This is a genomic window from Nocardia sp. NPDC102475 (genome assembly GCF_055584605.1).
Genome location: NZ_JBVJLS010000005.1, coordinates 436,147 through 452,065, shown reverse-complemented (window position 1 = coordinate 452,065; position 15,919 = coordinate 436,147). Strand labels below are relative to the sequence as shown.

Annotated in this window: 13 protein-coding genes and 1 pseudogene; 4 read left to right on the top strand and 10 right to left on the bottom strand. The window is 64.4% G+C overall.

All coding sequences use genetic code 11. The features are described from left to right. The coding region (locus ACZ60G_RS12630; protein ID WP_465809891.1) for an IS110 family transposase at positions 1-151 on the bottom strand (151 nt) is incomplete at its 3' end. A 218-nt stretch (positions 152-369) separates the two neighbouring features. Here ACZ60G_RS12630 and ACZ60G_RS12625 point away from each other — a divergent pair. Both ACZ60G_RS12625 and ACZ60G_RS12620 read left to right on the top strand, forming a co-directional pair. Then, complete coding sequence (locus ACZ60G_RS12625; RefSeq protein ID WP_465809889.1) at positions 370-1,563, top strand: acyl-CoA dehydrogenase family protein; 1,194 nt, start codon at positions 370-372, stop codon at positions 1,561-1,563. A gap of 122 nt (positions 1,564-1,685) precedes the next feature. Continuing rightward, positions 1,686-2,423, top strand: coding sequence for a FadR/GntR family transcriptional regulator (locus ACZ60G_RS12620; RefSeq protein ID WP_465809853.1), 738 nt, complete (start codon positions 1,686-1,688; stop codon positions 2,421-2,423). Positions 2,424-2,501: 78 nt separating this feature from the next. Here ACZ60G_RS12620 and ACZ60G_RS12615 read toward each other — a convergent pair whose 3' ends face one another. From ACZ60G_RS12615 to ACZ60G_RS12575, 9 genes and pseudogenes are all read right to left on the bottom strand, one after another. Further along, positions 2,502-3,713 carry an acetyl-CoA C-acetyltransferase gene (locus ACZ60G_RS12615; RefSeq protein WP_465809851.1) on the bottom strand — a complete coding sequence of 404 codons (1,212 nt, stop codon included), beginning with the start codon at positions 3,711-3,713 and terminating at the stop codon, positions 2,502-2,504. Between the two features lie 8 nt (positions 3,714-3,721). Then, positions 3,722-4,789 carry a glucose 1-dehydrogenase gene (locus ACZ60G_RS12610; protein ID WP_465809887.1) on the bottom strand — a complete coding sequence of 356 codons (1,068 nt, stop codon included), beginning with the start codon at positions 4,787-4,789 and terminating at the stop codon, positions 3,722-3,724. 73 nt (positions 4,790-4,862) lie between these two features. Then, positions 4,863-5,204: pseudogene (locus tag ACZ60G_RS12605) on the bottom strand (DUF4158 domain-containing protein); the annotation flags it as partial. Positions 5,205-5,599: 395 nt separating this feature from the next. Further along, positions 5,600-6,613: a GlxA family transcriptional regulator gene (locus ACZ60G_RS12600; RefSeq protein WP_465809849.1), complete on the bottom strand. Its 1,014-nt coding sequence runs from the start codon at positions 6,611-6,613 to the stop codon at positions 5,600-5,602. A gap of 140 nt (positions 6,614-6,753) precedes the next feature. Continuing rightward, complete coding sequence (locus ACZ60G_RS12595) at positions 6,754-7,635, bottom strand: alpha/beta fold hydrolase (RefSeq protein ID WP_465809847.1); 882 nt, start codon at positions 7,633-7,635, stop codon at positions 6,754-6,756. A 419-nt stretch (positions 7,636-8,054) separates the two neighbouring features. Continuing rightward, positions 8,055-9,005, bottom strand: a complete 951-nt coding sequence (locus ACZ60G_RS12590; protein WP_465809845.1) for an alpha/beta hydrolase — start codon at positions 9,003-9,005, stop codon at positions 8,055-8,057. A 100-nt stretch (positions 9,006-9,105) separates the two neighbouring features. Continuing rightward, entirely contained in the window at positions 9,106-9,552 is a 447-nt protein-coding gene (locus ACZ60G_RS12585) for a TetR/AcrR family transcriptional regulator (protein WP_465809843.1), read from the bottom strand. A 535-nt stretch (positions 9,553-10,087) separates the two neighbouring features. Further along, the gene (locus ACZ60G_RS12580; protein WP_465809841.1) at positions 10,088-10,414 is read right to left on the bottom strand and encodes a hypothetical protein; all 327 of its coding nucleotides are present in this window, start codon (positions 10,412-10,414) and stop codon (positions 10,088-10,090) included. Between the two features lie 422 nt (positions 10,415-10,836). Further along, on the bottom strand, positions 10,837-13,395 hold the full coding sequence (locus ACZ60G_RS12575) for an AAA family ATPase (protein WP_465809839.1): 2,559 nt from the start codon (positions 13,393-13,395) through the stop codon (positions 10,837-10,839). A gap of 308 nt (positions 13,396-13,703) precedes the next feature. Here ACZ60G_RS12575 and ACZ60G_RS12570 point away from each other — a divergent pair, with 308 nt between their 5' ends. Both ACZ60G_RS12570 and ACZ60G_RS12565 read left to right on the top strand, forming a co-directional pair. After that, positions 13,704-14,174: a hypothetical protein gene (locus ACZ60G_RS12570; RefSeq protein WP_465809838.1), complete on the top strand. Its 471-nt coding sequence runs from the start codon at positions 13,704-13,706 to the stop codon at positions 14,172-14,174. Between the two features lie 328 nt (positions 14,175-14,502). Next, positions 14,503-15,711: an NAD(P)/FAD-dependent oxidoreductase gene (locus ACZ60G_RS12565; RefSeq protein ID WP_465809885.1), complete on the top strand. Its 1,209-nt coding sequence runs from the start codon at positions 14,503-14,505 to the stop codon at positions 15,709-15,711. Positions 15,712-15,919 lie beyond the last annotated feature (208 nt).

The window sequence follows — 15,919 nt, the reverse complement described above, 5'->3', positions numbered from 1 at the left end:
CGCGGGCGATCAACGTCTCGATCGCGGCCTGGTCGTTGCCGAATTTCTGGCTGAACACCGTCTTTCCGTTGTTGTCGACCGCGCACGCGTGATGCACGTGCTTGCCGACATCGATCCCGACCCAGATCTGAGGGCGAGTCGTCACCCACATGCTCCTGACCTCGAAGTTTCCGCCCGTGGACAACCCCGCCGTCAGATCCCTAACCAGCGACGACCGCAACAAGCTCTCAATCAGCAGCCGGAGCGTCCAGCGCGGTGGGGCAGCAAGTCCTTCGGAGCCTCGACCGAGGCAGAAAGCCATCAGCTACACCCCACCGCTCTGGGCATCCAGGGCACCAACCCCAGACAACAACGAACTTAGGGAACGCCATGAATCGACTCATCACAACAGAAGGTCTTACCGAGGACCAACAACAGATCCTCGAAGTCGTCCGGAAGTTCGTGGAGAAGGAGATCCTTCCGGTTGCCACCGAACTCGAACACCGAGACGAATACCCCACCGCGATCGTTGACGGTCTGAAGGAACTCGGCGTATTCGGTCTGATGATCCCAGAAGAGTACGGGGGAATCGGTGAGTCGCTGCTGACCTACGCATTGGTGGTCGAGGAGATCGCCCGAGGCTGGATGAGTGTATCCGGTGTGATCAATACCCACTTCATCGTCGCCTACATGCTGATGCAGCATGGAACCGAGGAGCAGAAGCGTAAGTACCTGCCGCGGATGGCGACGGGAGAGGTACGTGGTGCGTTCAGCATGAGTGAACCTGCGCTCGGCTCGGATGTCGCGGCGATCACGACGAAGGCGACCAGGCAGGACGATGGTTCGTACTCGATCACCGGCCAGAAGATGTGGCTGACCAACGGTGCATCCTCGAATCTCGTTGCGGTTCTGACCAAGACCGATGAGGGCTCCGAGTCGGTCTACCGGAACATGACGACCTTCCTGGTCGAGAAGGAGCCTGGGTTCGGCGAGACAGCCAACGGCGTCACGATCCCCGGCAAGATCGACAAGATGGGCTACAAGGGCATCGACACCACAGAGATGCTTCTCGACCAGCATCGTTCGTCGAGCGATCAGATCCTGGGCGGCGTACCCGGCAAGGGCTTCTACCAGATGATGGACGGCGTCGAGGTCGGCCGGGTCAACGTGGGTGCCCGCGCGGTGGGCATCGCTAATCGGGCGTTCGAGCTCGCCATTGCCTACGCTCAGCAACGGGAGACCTTCGGTAAACCGATCGCCCAGCACCAAGCGATCCTGTTTCGCTTGGCGGAGATGGCCACAAAGGTCGAGGCCGCACATTCGATGGTCGTTCGCGCGGCTCGCCTGAAGGATTCGGGGAAACGCAATGACGTCGAGGCTGGGATGGCCAAGATGCTGGCATCCGAGTACTGCAACGAGGTGGTCGAGAATGCGTTCCGGATCCATGGTGGATATGGCTATTCGAAGGAGTACGAGATCGAGCGCCTCTACCGTGAGGCAGCCTTCATGCTCATCGGGGAGGGTACGTCCGATATCCAGAAGCTCATCATCGGTCGGAGCTTGCTGAAGGAGTACCAACTCTGACAAGGAGTTCGGGGGTCACGCACACCGTGACACCCGACTAATTTCCCAACTGCTAACAGTCAGGCAATTTATCGACTGTTAAGCTTGTATCAAATGGCTATAGCGTGTGAGGGGATGGATCAATGACAGAGCTAGGGGCTGGGCCGTTCGTTGCGCAGCAGGTGCTCAGGCCGCGTGAACAAGTGCAGAAGCAGATCACGGACGCCATATTGGATGGACGGTTCGCGCAGGGAGAGAAGTTGCCGTCGGAGAACGCGCTGGCCGACATGTTCGGTGTCAGCCGGCCGACGGTCCGAGAGGCACTTGGATCGCTGGTAGCCGCTGGACTGGTTCGCAAGATCCCCGGCGTGAGCGGTGGGTCCTTCGTCCGTGAGGTCGACAGCAAGGCGCTGGGCCGGATGCTCCAGGACGCCATGTCGCACGTGCTGCAGCTCGGATCCCTCAACATCGAGGAAGTAAGCGAAGCCCGAGAGATCATCGAGGTTCCCTGCGCCCGCCTCGCGGCGCGCAACCGCACCGACGAGCAGGTCGCCGCCGCACGTGCGGTCGTCTCGAGGCAGAAAACAATCGACCTGTTCGACCCCCAGGTCTCGGTACTCGATCAGGAATTCCACCGAATCATCGCGGAGTCCACGGAGAACCGTCTGCTCGTGGCCTTCGTGCAGGCACTGCACGCGTGCACAGCGCCTGTCAGTTACCTCGAACTCACACCAGAGGTGGGTCATGAGACGATCCGTCAACACACGAAGATCATCAAGGCGATCGAGGATCGTGACGAACGAGCGGCTGCTGAAGCAATGCGCGAACACCTGACGTATGTGCGTCAGCGCAGTCGTGACTACCCCGAGACCGAATCCTGAGTTCGACGGGCAACGATTCGGGGAGGGATTCGCCATCGGAACGCTCCCCGAATCGCCTCTTCATCGACCTATGCGCATTCATATCCGCTCGAACACAGCTGCCAGACCCTGGCCGCCGCCGATGCACATTGTCTCGATCCCGTAGCGCGCTTGCCGACGCTGCATCTCCCGGAGCAGATTCGCCATAATTCGTCCTCCCGTGGCACCGATCGGGTGCCCGAGAGAGATACCTGAACCATTCACGTTGACCCTGTCGAGGTCCGCTTCGGCGAATTTCCATTCGCGGAAGCACGCCAATACCTGAGCCGCGAACGCCTCGTTCAGTTCGACGAGGTCGATGTCGGACCACTGCAACCCTGCACGCATGAGTGCCGCATACGTCGCCGGGACGGGTCCGATACCCATTCGTGACGGTTCCACCCCGGCCAGCGACCAGCTGACCAGCCTGCCGTAAGGGCGCAGACCGAGGGCATCGGCCCGTCCTGGCGTTGTTACGATCGCCACTGCGGCTGCATCGTTCTGGCCGCTTGAATTGCCCGCGGTGACAGTTGCTTCGGGATCGACAGACCTGAGCATGGGAGTCAACGCGGCCAGCTTGTCCATCGAGACGTCCTGCCGCGGATGCTCGTCGCGGATGATCACCCGCTCCGGAGCCCTCCGCGTGTCCGGGAGGCTAACCGGGACGATCTCGTCGTCGAATAGCCCCTGTTCGATCGCTCGTACCGCACGGCGGTGCGAGCGCAGCGCCCACTCGTCCTGCTCGGTGCGGCTGATTCCATGGTCGCGCCGGAGATTCTCCGCGGTTTCTATCATTCCGCCCGGTACAGGGAATCGTTTACCCCCGGAGTTCTTGCGAGGCTCGGCGAGCCTGTCCTTCACGACAGGAGTGCCGCCCTGATTCCACCGAGCGTCCGCCAGGTACAACTCGGTCTGGCTCATACTCTCAGCGCCGCCGGCGAGGACCAAGTCCGACCCGCCGCTTGCGACCTGCATGCAAGCGTAGATCACAGCCTGCAAGCCTGATCCGCACCTACGGTCGACCTGAAGCCCTGGGACCGTGATGTCCAATCCTGCATCCAACGCAGCGATCCGGCCGAGTGCAGCCGCTTCACCATTCGGGTAGCCCTGCCCGAAAATTACATCGTCGACGTCCACCGAAGCGATACCAGTCCGGTCGACAAGTCCTCTGATGACGGTGGATGCGAGCTCGGCCACCGGGACATCCTTGAAGATGCCACCGTAGCGGCCGACCGGTGTCCTGAGGGGCTCGCATATGACTGCTTCACGCATAACATCTCCTAAACGCTGGTCTCGCCGCCATCGACGACGATGGTCTGTCCGGTGAGGAAAGTCGGGGCATCCAGCGCCAAGTACCGGACCACGTTGGCAATTTCGTCGGGCTCGCCCATTCGGTGGGCGGGAATACGGCGCAGCACCTTCTTCATGGCCTCGGCGTTTCCACGCAACTCGGCATTGATGTCGGTGGCGATGTAGCCGGGTGCGACCGCGTTGATCTGCGCGCCGAAGCGTGCCCATTCGGCGGCGGCGGCGCGCGTGAAGTTGATCACCGCCCCCTTGGAGGCGCAATAGGATGTGTATCCCGGTCGGCCGACGAGGCCGAACACGGAGGCCACATTCACTGCCCGCCCAGCGCCGACCGATGCGAAATGTCTTGCCGCAGCACGTGAACAGTGAAACATTCCGCGGACATTGATGTCGAAGACGCGTTGCCAGTCCGAGTCGCTCAGATCGACGAGATTCCGCTGCAACGCAACGCCAGCGTTGTTGATCAGGATGTCGAGTCGGCCGAACTCGTTCAGGCAGGTGGCGAAGAGATGATCAACGGCGGACTCGTCCGAGATATCGGTAACGCACGCTAGAGATTTCGCCCCGAGTGCGCTGATCTCTTCCGTCAGCGACCGGAGTTCGTCAGCGCCGCGCGCCGCGAGAACGGTCTGTACCCCTGACTCAGCGAGAGCGAGGGCTGTGGCCCTGCCTAATCCGCGACTGGCACCAGTGACGATGGCGACTGAAGGCGACATGACCACATGTTGTCTTACAATTACCAAGATGTCAATATTGGCGACCTGTTGCCGGGGCGCAGAGACCGCACCGAACCGCCGCAACCAGATATGCCCCATGGCCACGTGGCAGTAGTCGATCATGTGGTCGGGCAGTTCATTGGTTGAGAACCATTGCAGCTCAGTGCATTTCTCGGGCTCGCGATTTTCAGGTTCCCCCTGCCAGCTCCGCACAGTGAAGAAGAAAGCCATCCGGCCACCGGATGACGAGTTGTGCATGATGTGAGCGAACTGGACGTCTTCGGGCTTGATGCTGATCCCGATTTCTTCCTCTGCCTCACGGATGAGGACTCTGCCTCGCGCCTGTTTCGGCGCCTGTTTATGCAGACGCCATTTTTAAATGGCAGAAGCCCGGGCTTCCTGGATACTGGGCCACCAACCGCAGATGATCGGTGCGCGTCTGCGCGCGCCTCCCATACGAACCGATCACGCCTGCGTCGACTCCCAACTGCTCGGCCAGCCGAGCCACAGCCACCGGCGGAGCCCCCGACTCCCTGTCCGGCACGAAGCCCAACCACGGCAACGTGCACAACGCCACCGCCATCCCCAACCGATCCGCCGGACCACGCCCCCGCCCCTGATCCACGAACGCCGCATCCGCCGGGGTCAGCGTGGAGAACCGGAACAGCTCCTCGCGACCGATCTCCGGAAACTCCCGCAGACGCGCCAACTCCTCATCCGCGAACACCCGCGTCGCCACGAAACAACCTCCGCCACACCGACAAACACCATCGGCAGCACCGCTGCAATCCGTGGCCGGTCCTGACGGATAGGGCAACCAGGCGAGAGCGGCCGATCTGATCACCAAGCAGATTCCCGAGTTCGAGCTCAGCGATCATGGGCATAGCAAGTTCAACCCGTCCGCAACAAGCCATAGCCATAGCGTGACGACATGTCCCGACGAGTCCGCCAGCCAACGGGGCACCGATGCGCGGGGGCGTGTGACGGTGTGATCCGTGCTGCGTCGCTGCTGTGGCCCGACGAGATGTTCTCCGCAGCCGAACGGCTCGGTGTTTGCGGTGGTGGGAAGTTGAGACGTGTCCGCGACTCGGGGCTGGGACAACTCGACGAGGAGTGTGATGGGTCGCCGAAGGATCAGCTGTTGTGCATCGGGCTCAGGGGGTGGTCTTCGGCGGGGCTTGCGCCGGTGGCGAAGTGCTGGCGGTAGCGGTCAGGGGTGGTGCAGAGTCGGCGGGTGAAGACTCGGTGGAGGGTTTCGCCGTGGCGGTAGCCGACCGCGCGGGCGATGGCGGTGATGGTGAGTTCAGTGGATTCCAGGAGGCGGCGAGCCGCTTCAATCCGGAGGTCTTCTACGAATGCGGCCGGGGTGGTTCCGGTTTCGACGCGGAAGGCGCGGGCGAAATGTCGTTCGCTCATGCCGGCGCGCTGAGCCAGAGCGGAGACTTCCAGGTCGCCGTCGAGGTGGTCGGGGAGCCACTGTTGGACGGCGCGGATGGCAGGGGTACGGGCGGGCTGGGCGCGAAGTTGGGCGCTGAATTGGGCTTGGCCGCCGGAGCGGCGGGTGAAGACGACGAAGGCGCGGGCGATCTGCTGGGCCATTTCGCGGCCGTGATCGTCCTCGACCAGGGCCAGGGCGAGGTCGATCCCGGCCGCGACGCCCGCGGAGGTCCAGCGGTTGCGATCGTGGACGTAGATGCGGTCGGGATCGACGATGACGCGAGGGTAGGTGCGGGCCAGTCGATCGGTCGTACCCCAGTGGGTGGTGGCTCGGTAGCCGTCGAGCAGGCCGGCGGCGGCGAGCAGCAGCGCGCCGGAGCACACCGAGGTCACTCGGCGGGATTTGCGGGCCAGGGCGGGTAATTCGCGGACCACCTCTGCGGACACCGGCCCGGAGACCCAGCCGCCGACGACCATCAGGGTGTCGATCTCGTCAGCGGAGGCGGCCAGGTCATGCAGCGAGTGTTCGACCGCGATGGTCAGACCACCGTCGGCCTTGATCGACCGGCCCTGCGGCGAGGCGGTCACGAGCCGATACAGCGTTTTCCCGGTGATCGCGTTGACGAATCCGAAAACATCCATCGGCCCGGCCAATTCGACCAACTGCATGCCCTCGTAGGCGACGAAAACGATGGTGCGCGGTGCGGGCATTCCCCCATCATCGCAGCCGGGACATGTGGCCGCCACGATCAGTGTGTGACCGTGACGGCCGCCGGGCTCCCGCATCGCCGCCCGCAGCGGAGGTATCGCTGCATCGAACGACGATCGGGAGGCCCGTCCGGGCGTCCCCATCAGCGGACGCGCTCGGCCCCGGCGCTCGTGCCGCGCACCGCGTGCTCATCGAGGAACGGGATGATTACTGCGGCAACACGATCCGGGAACTGAGCGTGCGGATAGTGTCCACCGTCCTCGACCATCACCACCCTGCCCGAACCGTCCGGCATGGCGGCCACGATCGTGTTCGCCTCGGCCTCGGGATCGGCGAAATCCGGATCCGCCGAACCCATGATCACCAGCGCCGGGCAGCGGACGTCCGCCAACCGGGCGTGTGCGTCCGCGGGGGTGGTCTGTGCGGTCTTCATGAACTCCGCCCAGCGGCCGGGCTGCCGCAGGATATCCTCGAGACCGGCCATATAGCGGTCGTAGTCGGCAGGCTTGGTCGGATAGGCGATGTCGAGGTACCGCCGCCACCAGGGCAGCGACTTCATCATCGTGGTGAGGGTGAGACGCACCGCGCCGCGGCGGTATCTGCGGCTGGTGAGCAGGGCACCGACATGCACGCTCTGAGTGAGGGTGAAGGGTTGGATCTCGACGATCGCGGTCACCAACTCCGGAGCCTGCGCCGCGGCGATCGTTGCCGAGCCGCCCGACAGCGAGTGCCCGACGATCACCGCCGGGCCGCCGAAGTGCCGGATGACGCCCAGCAGGTCCTCCGCTACATCAGTGCGGCTGATGGCGGCTTTTCCGGTCACCGACGGCCAGTCGAGGCTCGATTCGCCGTGCCCGCGCATGTCCACGTTGACCACCCGGTAGCCCGCGTCGGCCAAGGGGCCGACGAGGTGGCGGAAGTCGTGCCGCACGGTGCCCATGCCGTGCGACAGCACCACGAGCGGTCCGTCGCCGACCACATCGCAAGCGAGCTGTCCGTGTTCGAGCGTCACATACTCGGTCATTGTCGTTTCCTTCCAGCGGAATCATCCGGTGGCCGCGACTGCGACCTGCTGGAATTGAACGCCGGGAAATCGGCGCGGCCGATACCGAAGGCCGGGAGGGTCAGTCGGACGGCCGACTTCGTCAGATCCTGACCAGTGTCACCGCGCGAAGATTGCGGGTGAGAGTTCTGCCGTCGGCGTGGATTGGGTGTGAAATAGGCGTGTTCGCTTACTGACCATGGCTGCGGTTTGGCGTCCTGCCGTGGTTGTGTCGGGCGCCGGGGCGCGGGTTCGGTGGCGTCATCGTCCTCGGCCCGCTCCTCGGCGGCACGGTCACCCGCTACTACGAGCGCAAGGAACTCCGGCGCGCCTCCACGACAAGCCACATGCCGTAGGGATCACGGTCGCCTACGGGCAGGCCCTTGGTCGCTCGCAGAAAGTCAGCGCGAGACAGCGCCGTCTGCTGGGCCGACCATAGTTTCCGATGTCGGCGCGGGATCAAGTATCCGCCGGCGCAGGAAGGACAACTCCGCGTCAACGGCTTGCTCATGCGCGGCCAAGTAGGTCGCGTAGTGCCCACCAGGCAGGCGTACCAATTCCGCATCCGGCGCTCGATCGGCCACGCGGACAGCAGGTTCGGTGAGTGCGGATTGGTCTTGGTCACAAACGATGACCAGCAACGGGCAGCTCACCCGGGACGCGTATCGGCCTGGCCCGTAGAACCCGGTGCGAAGGGCGGAGCGCGCGGCAATAGCCTGCTCCCAGTCTGGATATATATTGTCGGGATTGAGTGCCCGTGGCATGTCGCCGGCGTCCGGCGTCGTGAGGGCGGCGACCACCCCTGGTTCCCCGACAAGCGGCACCAGGCGCGGTCGCAGGCCGATAAGCGCACCGATGGCGTCCAGAATGGCGCGGCCGGTGAAGCGCAACAGAGCGAATGGCCGCTGATGGCGAGACGCGTTGCGTGAGATCGCCTGTCCGTCTACGTGGGGCGATTGGGCGATCGCCGCCGCTACATCAGGGTGATGCGCGGCAAGGTGGAGGATGTGACCGCCGGATAGTGAATGGCCCCAGATTGCTACCCTGCCCGAATCGACCTCCGGTAGGCCGGCGGCGAATTCGATTGCGGCCTGCCAATCGGCCAGCTGCTCTCCAATGCGAACGACCTGTCGCGGCTGCCCTCCGCTTTCGCCGAGGTGGCGATAGTCGAAGGCGAGCACGGTGAATCCGGCCTCGTTGAACCGTTTCGCGAACATATCTGTCGCGGGTTCCTTGGTCGCTCCGATGGCGCCTGCCATGACCACACAGCCGCCGTTGGTTCCTGGGTAGTGCCAGGCAGCACACTCGGTGTCGCCGCTGGCAAAGCGTTGTTTCTCCCGTTGGATGGACATCTGTGACCGCCCTCTCGATGTATGCGGAGCCTCCCCCGCCACTGAAGTGAACCATGTGGTTCACTTCAGAGTCAACGGCCCATGAAGTCACGCGTCCGGACTATTCGGATGCTGCCGCTTCCCGGTCCAAAGCGCGGATCAATCCTTCGAAGCCGGCGTCGACTCCTGCGGTCTGCCCGCTGGTCAGCCAGTCGACAAGGAAGCCTCGCAGGGTTGCCAGGATCATCTCGGCGACCTCGCGTCTGCGCTGGTCCGACCATTCCTGTGGACAGATCGAAAGCAGCATCGGCAGATACTGTTTCGACGCCTCGCGGCCAAGTTCCGCGTGCCGTTGCGGGTTGTACATCGCCAATCCGATGGCTTGGTCGAGCACTCGCAGGCCCGATTCGGCACCGGTCAGGATCGGCCAGAGCGCGCGCACTCGATCCGACAACGTCTCGCGGTCTCGGCCGACCGCGGCAAACGCGTTGCCGATACGCCTCTCGCGCAACCGGACGATCGCTTGCACCAGCAGGTCGTCGGCGCCGTCGAAATAATAGAGAAGCACTTTGTGTGTGGCACCGGCCGCCCGTGCGGCCCGCCGAAGCGAGAAGTCCACCAGGCCATTGGTCGCGAGGTCGTCGGCGACACTATCGAGAAGTTCCTGACGCCTGGCCTCACCGCGCGCCGACCCGGTTGACCGCCGGTACTCTGCGTGTCCAGGTGCGCCGGGGTGTTCAGCGTCCGCATCCCCGGTCTGAATTGGTGTCGTTGGGGCCATTCCAGGAACATACCGCCGCATTTTGGATCGCCAGGCGTCAGCTCATACCATCCGCAGTCACCTTCACCGGGCCGGCGTAGTAAAGGTAGGCGCCCTCGTCGACGGTGAAGGTGTAGTTCGCGATGGCGGCCGTGATCGCGACACGGGTCACGGTTGTTCGTCGTGGTGGTGGTCGATTTCGTGGCTAGTTGTTGCTCAAACGCCTCCGCCTCGCGGGGCCAGCTGCCGTCAGTGATCGGGGTCGCGGATGGCCGCGAAGGCCAGGGTCGCGCACCACAACCACCTGGGTCGAGCGCCGCTGCGGTGGCGCGACCGCAGTGGTTCAGACCTCGACTTCGTGCACTGCGGCGCCGGCGCGCACATCGAGAACCGCCAGCAGCACCATCCGGCATACGGCCATTTCTGACATGTGCCCACGCGGGGTTATCACCACGTGGGCTGCGGCTCGCCGGCATTCCTGGACGAGGTCGACGAATGCTGGGGGCAGCGTCCCGATCTGGGGTGAGGGTTCATGGAATACCGTAGCCAGCTCGTAGCCGAGCGACCTGGCGGTGTTCCGCAGCCGGTCTTCACTCGAATCCGAGTCGCTGGCACCGAGTAAATCGTCGCGCAGATATCCGTATGCAAGAGGCAATAGAGCAGAGGTCATGGGTGATTCGGTTCCGGTCGGAGTCGGCCCGGTCACCGGAGATTGTGTCTCGGTGCGCCGGATGGATCTGTTATCGCTGTGCGGCATGTGCGCACGTACCCGTTCACTGTTGACTCGACGTAACGGTCGAGCTCGGCTGCGATCCGGCTGCTCCGCTGTAAAGCTCTGCGCCGAATTCCTGCACGACGACCACCATGCGTCAGTGACAACCACCCCACATCCGTGACATACCGAAGACATACCGATGCTGCTACCTACGCAAGTCGGGATCCGGTGGTGTCGGCGGCCGGAGAAGATGATCACCGCGCGGCCGGGAATCTGGCCGTGCAGGATGAGGCTGAGAGTCGTCGTTTGCACTGGTCAGAGGGGTCTACCGAGGCTGGCGATTGCGGGCAGGCATCATGCAGTGACAGTTCTACTGGTCAGCGCGGTCGTCGGGTGGTTTCGCCTTGGACCCGCTCGGCGAATTCCTTTGGAATGTGCGCGATTATCTCTGCACGTGAAGCGATATCCAGTTTATTGAAAACCGCCGAGATCTGGGTGTCGACAGTTCGGCACGATTTGCCACGGCGGGTGGCGATGGCGGTGTTGGTCCACCCGGCCGCGGCCAGGATCGCAACCTGTTGTTCGGTGCAGGACAGTTCGTCCCAGTGCGAGGCGGGGGCCTCGTCCGCTGAAGTCTCGGTGGTCAGTGTGCCCAGTGCCAGCCGTTGCACTTCGTTTCGTTCCGGGCGCAGACGCATGCCTCGGGATTCTGCCGCGGCGAAGGCGTCGGGCCCCAGCACTCGGCGGGCGACAGCGATAGCTTTTTCGGATTCGTCCAGCAGCGGGCCCGACGCCTTGATATCGATGCCGAGCTTGGCTCGTAGGGTCGCGGTGCCGCCGGCCAAATGGGCGATTTCGGTGGCCAGGGCGACCAGCTTCTCGCGGTCGGGTTTTCCGGCGACGATCGAGTCGGTGATGATGTGCGCCAATGACCAGGTCCGGTACTGCACCAACCACACCGCGGCCCATTGCTCGTTGGTGGCGAGATGATATGCCAGCGAGGATCGTTCGAGGGCCAGTGCTTCGGTGGGGTTGCCGTGTCGGGTCAAGGCGGCCGACCTGGTGAGTTCGGCGCAAGCCTTTTCCCATGGAATTCCGGAGACGGTCGCGCGATCGAGGTAGCGCTGCGTGATCTCATGGGCTTGCTGCGCGGTTCCCAGCAGGCCCGCGGCCAGCGCAGCGAACAGCTCGTTCATTGAGGCAGCGCCGTGGTCGCCGTAGGCTTCGAATTTATCCCGGGATCGGCTCAGGACGGTGATGGCGCGGGCGTCACGGCGCGCGAATATCAGCTCCGCCCCCCACGCGAATTCGACTGGAGCAGGCAGGCCGATGTCGGTCTCGGCGGTATCTCGCCAGTTCCGCCTGGTGTCTGGGTCCGGGATGCAGGCGGCGACGCAGTCCTCGAGAATCTGTTCGGCATCCTCGATGGTGCCTTGGAGCGTGGCGAGCCATGCGATGGTGGCCATGGCCCCGATCTGGAGTTCAATGGGTTGCGGGGTCGCTGACCGGGTGGCGTCGAGGCAGCGCAGGGTCCATTGGCGTATTTCTCGTACCGAGCCGCTGGTAAAGCACACCTGCAGGGTGATCAGCCCGAGACAGATCTCCAGACCGTCTCCGGCTCGGCCCGGGGTGGTGATGCTGGTTTCGATCGCGGTGAGGGTGTTGGCCCAGACCGTCCGGGCCCAGTCCACCAGGGCCTGCCCTTCGGGACTGAACCAGTTGGCCGCGGCGTAGGCGATCTTGTCGTGGTAGTAGCGGCAGTGCCGCTGGGCCAGCCGGGCGGGTTCGTCCACCGCGTCAGTGCAGCGCTGGCGCAGTCGCTGCTGGGCGAACACCCGCAGGCTCTCCACCAGGGAATACCGCACCGCGGTAGCCGCCCGGTGCGTCGTGACCAACGACTGATCGACAAGACGCTCGAGCACGCCCGCGATCTCCTGCCGGGTCAGCGTCGCTTGCGTGTCGCTGGGTTCATCGTCGCAGCAGATTGTCTCGATGGCGTCCAGCTCGGCACCCACATCCGGTGCGGCCTCTGTGGTGTCGTCGGGATTGGTGTCATAGCCGGCGGCGAATACCGACATGCGGTCGAAGAGCAGACGTTCCTTGTCGCTGCACAGCTCGTAGGACCAGGAGATGACATCGACGACTCCTCGATGGCGGGGATCGGTGCCCACGCGGGGGCCGTGCGACCAGCTCAGACGAGTGTCATCAGCGTGGCCGGTGAGCCCGTGCAGGATGGCGTCCAACGGTTGGCGAAGCAGGCGTGCGGCCGCCAACTGGATGTAGAGGGGATGGTTGTTGACGCGGCGGCAGATCTCGGCGGCCGTGGCGCTCTGGTCGTTGCCGGTGACAGGATGTTCGGTGAGCTCGGCGCGATGCCGAAACAGGGCCAAGGCCTCTCGCTGCGATAGCGGCGGAACAGTGATCACGTGTTCGTCGATCCAGCCGACGGGTTCGCGGCTGGTGGCCACGATAGTCAGCCCCGGTACCGTGTCGATGAGGTCGGCGATCAGGGGCCCGACGCCGGAGACCACGTGCTCGCAGTTGTCGAGCACCAGAACCCTGCGCGGGGCACGCCCGGCGGAGTCGGTTCGAATGAGGGTGTCGACCAAGGCATCCCACGCCGATCGCCCGGAGAAATCCGCCTCGATCACCGCGTGGGCGACTTCTTCTGCCACCGCGGTCGTATCCGAACCTGGCGTCAGTCGGGCCAATCGCACCCAGCACACTCGTGTTTTCTTGGATTCGGCCTTACCGTAACGGCGCAACGCTTCGACGGCCAGACGGGTCTTCCCGATCCCACCCGGGCCGATGAGGGTGATCAATCGGGCCGGACCGAGCAGTCGGGTGCTGATCTTCTCCAGCTCGCGGTCTCGACCGACAAAGCTATGGGTAGTGGTCGGTAGGCTGTCCACGCCTTCCCGACGCCTGACATCCATACAACAGAATTGTAGTCCCCGCAAGCAGGCAGACCCGTGTTGAGCAGACCTGGATCGACCCACGTCCAGCGGTTATTGCTCCCGTTGGGGCGCGGCGTTTTCCGGTGGCTCACCCGCTGTTTCGCCGTCACCGGCCGTTGGTGCGGCATAACCCGACGCCACACCATTGCAAGCCCACCAAACCCCCAGCGGGCAACGATCGGGGCTCGACCCTACCGTCGGACACCGTCAACGACGACAACGTGCAGTTCCTCACCAACCGCAAGCCGGTTCTCCCCGGCACCGAGTGCACCGCCTTCACTCCGCGGATGCGCGAGATCGCCGCCATCCCACAGAGAAACCCGCCCACGCCCATGGAGCCCGGCCATGGCTGCTGGGGCGGCAACGACCCCGTGGTCGCAATCCTCACAACGACAACGCCTTTCGGGGACTTTTGGCGACGCGCCTACCCCAATGACGACGGCAGCGGGCTCACCGCGATGACGGTCGAGAAGACCACCGCCCAATTGTTCGAGCGCTTCATTCTCGAGGACCGCTACTACGCGGTCCGGGTCGGCAGCCAGTGGACCGCCGGCCTGAGCAGCAGCGTGCTGAAGACAGCCTGCATGCTCGCCGTCGACACCGGAGCGGCACAGCCGCTGCTGATCAACCTCACCCAACAGATCCCCGAGAACAACCCGGCCGTGAAGACCGTGGATCAGCAGTGCGACCTGTCCACGACACTCGCTCGAACAGTGCTCGACGAGCAAGATCCAGGCGGCGGCGGCCACGTGTCCTGAACCAACTCGACAGGCATTGCCGCCGACGCCTCTTCCACCCCGATCCCTTCTCTTCGCGACCAGCCACAGCACCACGCGTGACTGAGGCAAGACCCTCAACGTTCACTCGCACCTACCACGCGTGCCACAGTCTGGCACGGCCGTCCAGATCTGAACATCGTGCGCGTCTTGCTCAACCCGACAGGCTCGAGGAACTATCCGTCGGTCTACATGGTCTCCATCTGTATCGCGGCGATGGGCTGGCCCGAACTGGCTGGCGCGAGTGTGGCTGCCCGACTATTAGAATCACGATGTGCAGCGCGCTGCGGTGACCGATCCTTCGCGTGTCATGGTTCTCGGGTCCGGGTTTGCGGGTCTGTGGGCGGCGCTCGCGGCGGCCCGGCGGCTTGACGAGTTCGGTGTGGCGGTCGGAACCGTCGATGTCACGATGATCAGTTCCACGCCGTACCACGACATCCGCGTGCGCGACTATGAGACCGATCTGAGCACGTCCCGCATCCCACTGAGCGATCTTCTCGATCCGGTCGGAATCAAGCACATCCTCGGCGAAGTGACGGCGATCGACGCGCTGGCGCGGGTCGTGGAATCCACCGCGGGCGCACACAGCTACGACCGGCTCGTGCTCGCGTTGGGCAGCCAGGTGGTCAAGCCCGATATCCCTGGCCTGCGGGAGTTCGGTTTCGACATCGACACCCATGACGCGGCGACCGGACTGCAAGCCCACCTGCGCCGGCTTGCCGGAGGCCCCGCTGATCCGGCGGCCGCGACAGTAGTCGTCGTCGGGGCAGGTTTGACGGGGATCGAAGAGGCGACCGGGCTGCCCGCGATGCTCGCCGACGCCTTTGCGACGCGTGCCGTCGCACCGCGGGTCGTCCTGATCGACCGCAACCCGCTCGTCGGCTCGGACATGGGCGCGTCGGCGCGACCGGTCATCGAGGCGGCGCTGGCCGAAACCGGGATCGAGACCAAGTTGGGCGTCGGAGTCGTCGCCATCGACGAGCGCGGCGTGACGCTCTCCTCGGGTGACGTGGTGGCCGCCGCCACCGTCGTCTGGTGTGCCGGCATGCGGGCCAATCCGCTGACCGCAGACTTCGGGGTCGACCGTGACCGGCTGGGGCGACTCCCGGTCGACGATTATCTGCGGGTCTGCGGTGTGCCTGGGGTATTCGCCGCCGGTGACGTCGCCGCCGCAAAAATGGACGACGAGCATATGTCGGTGATGTCCTGCCAGCACAGCCGCCCGATGGGCCGATGGGCCGGATACAACGTCATCGGCGATCTTCTGGGCAAACCCGTGAAGCCGTTGCGGATCCCTTGGTATGTAACGGTTCTCGATCTGGGACCGGCAGGCGCGGTGTACACCGAGGGCTGGGATCGCCAGGTGGTGGCGTGCGGCGAGCAGGCTAAAGTCACCAAGCGCGCTATCAACACCCGGCGCATCTATCCTCCGTTGAGCCGCGACCGCGACGCATTGCTGGCCGCCGCCGCGCCCGAAGTGCAGGCCGCGCCCGAGCACGGACCTGAGTCCACCCATTGACAACCAATCGCGCTGATGGATACATCAGCCGACCGAACGGGCAACGATCTCGGAAGAAGAACACCGGCTTCCCCCATCCGCCCGCATGCACGACCACCACATGTGACGGTTTGCGTGCGCGTTCCAGGCTGCCACGAGCGCGATTGCCGGGCCCGCCGTCGCCGCACGGCACCACTTGACCACGGACCAGGGCCCCGAATTCCGGACG